The organism is Shewanella sp. 11B5 (assembly GCF_002836795.1).
Classification (GTDB): Bacteria; Pseudomonadota; Gammaproteobacteria; order Enterobacterales; family Shewanellaceae; genus Shewanella; species Shewanella frigidimarina.
In genome coordinates this window covers 1-1,977 of record NZ_PJAP01000703.1, presented here as the reverse complement: position 1 = coordinate 1,977, position 1,977 = coordinate 1, and the positions used below count along the sequence as shown (strand labels likewise).

The window sequence follows — 1,977 nt, the reverse complement described above, 5'->3', positions numbered from 1 at the left end:
CCTGACGACCCGACCATAATAATTTAAAACCTCGATTCAGCTTTAAAATAGGCATGAATTTTAAGCCTATCGACAAAAACAGCCCGACCCCTAAAATCAAAATAAGCATGGGAACGCCCCATACTATACTGTTAATCATACTGACAAATTGCGTGACTGCTTCCATGTAAAAAACCTCATAATGAGTAATGACTTATGTCGAATATTATAATTATTAGATATTTGGTTATTTTTATTATGGTTACAGTGGCCCAACTCCACTGCAACGATTGCATTTTTTAGATTACCCCGATTAAGTTAACCATGGCAACCCACCGCATGAGCTAATGAATCATCTTCAAGATGAGTCATTAGCTCATGCGCATACAAATTATTTTTCGAGTACCACTTTCAATGACTCTAGACCTTGCTGTAAATCAGCACCTATCATGGTTTCAAAATCGATAAACAAAAACATTAAGTTAGTTGGATAAGCAAAATGACCACTAAAACCCCAATCAACTTTAGTTTGATTAGCATTAACGGCTGCAGTGCTCATATAGGCAGGCTCGGTCGCTTCAAAGGGTGAGATAAACCGTAATTCAAAATCGATACGTTTACCTTCATCTATGGCAATAATTTCTTGCTCGCCAACACCTACATCAGGGTTTTCACTGGCCCAAGCAGACACAAAGCCTACTGTCGCATCAGTACCGCGGTAGGTTTTGACCATATCGGGATCCATTTGCGCCCACTTACTAAAATTATCCTGGTTTTTTAGATGTTTAACGTAATTAAAAACCTCGGAAATCGGTTTATCTATGGTGATAGTACGAGTGACTGAATAGTCTTTTTGAACAAATAGGGCGACAACAAAAGGGATCGCAATAATAGTCGCGACAACAACGAGAATTTTTCTAAGCATTATTATTATCCTCAAGTATACATAGCGTTATATGACAGACTTTTTGGCTTAATGGCCAAAACGCAATCTCCTCAGTATACCGACTAACAGCAGGCTAACAATAAAAATTAACATCGAGTTAACAGTAGTTTCTCATTAAACACACAACTGACTTTGCACCAACGGCTAGCGCTGAAATGCACTAGCATGAGCAGAGGCCTTTAATAAATGACAAACCTTTGCCTACATTATATCCACTGATCATTTAACGCCGTTCGATCGCTATCGATTTCGCCCGTATTGACGACACCTCGAGGTTCGATAATCATGATTTTGCATTCTTCTTTCGCCATGGGCTTATGCTCAACACCTTTAGGAATAACATACATTTCCCCAGCCTGAAGTGTGATGTTCTGATCGCGAAAAGCAATCTGCAACGTTCCCTCCATCACAATAAATACTTCGTCAGTATCGGCATGTTCATGCCAAACAAACTCACCCTCGACCTTAACCAATTTAAATTGATAGTCATTCATTTCCGCAATCACACGAGGAGACCAATGCTGATTGAACAAAGAGAACTTGTCATTGAAATTAATCACTTTCGTTTGCATAGAAACGTCCCTAATGAATGGTAATTATGGTTATGGTTATGGTTATGGTTAAGATTTTAATTCTGATTTTGGTTCTGGTGAATAAGTTTCGACGGGATCGATATTGAATTGTTGCGCCAATTTAGTCATACATGACTGACAAACACATTGGCCATTCGGCAAATCAACCAAAGTAGATGCCGCTTTGTATTGTGCAATGATCAATGGCATGTTGAACGCTTGCTCAGCACACCAGCATGCATCGATGGCTAACCCTTGCTCCATCGCACAACCATTAGCTTGCTGGCAAAGTGGGCACGATTGTGCTGCTGAAGTAAATAATGTCATTGCCCTGCCTATATGGTGATGATGATAAATGAATATACTGACATTTATCATCATGCTCAATAAACGCTATGCGCATTACATTTCTGAAAACGTATTAATAATCGATAAAAATACCCACTAAGCGTTAACTTAATGGGTATAACTGACAATGAT

The 1,977-nt window shown here is 39.0% G+C and carries 3 protein-coding genes and 1 pseudogene; all 4 read right to left on the bottom strand.

The window, feature by feature from the left end; genetic code table 11:
- A pseudogene (locus tag CXF78_RS21885) lies at positions 1-166 on the bottom strand (sodium:alanine symporter family protein); the annotation flags it as partial.
- A 204-nt stretch (positions 167-370) separates the two neighbouring features.
- Complete coding sequence (locus CXF78_RS15545; protein WP_011638960.1) at positions 371-904, bottom strand: SRPBCC family protein; 534 nt, start codon at positions 902-904, stop codon at positions 371-373.
- 227 nt (positions 905-1,131) lie between these two features.
- Positions 1,132-1,497 carry a cupin domain-containing protein gene (locus CXF78_RS15540; protein WP_011638961.1) on the bottom strand — a complete coding sequence of 122 codons (366 nt, stop codon included), beginning with the start codon at positions 1,495-1,497 and terminating at the stop codon, positions 1,132-1,134.
- A gap of 48 nt (positions 1,498-1,545) precedes the next feature.
- Positions 1,546-1,824: a cysteine-rich CWC family protein gene (locus CXF78_RS15535; RefSeq protein WP_180957172.1), complete on the bottom strand. Its 279-nt coding sequence runs from the start codon at positions 1,822-1,824 to the stop codon at positions 1,546-1,548.
- Between the last annotated feature and the right edge of the window lie 153 nt (positions 1,825-1,977).

What these genes read in the sequence shown, in the direction of transcription:
- CXF78_RS15540 (WP_011638961.1), bottom strand. Translation starts at nt 1,497, where the DNA reads ATGCAAACGAAAGTGATTAATTTCAATGACAAGTTCTCTTTGTTCAAT.
- CXF78_RS15535 (WP_180957172.1), bottom strand. Translation starts at nt 1,824, where the DNA reads ATGACATTATTTACTTCAGCAGCACAATCGTGCCCACTTTGCCAGCAA.
- CXF78_RS15545 (WP_011638960.1), bottom strand. Translation starts at nt 904, where the DNA reads ATGCTTAGAAAAATTCTCGTTGTTGTCGCGACTATTATTGCGATCCCT.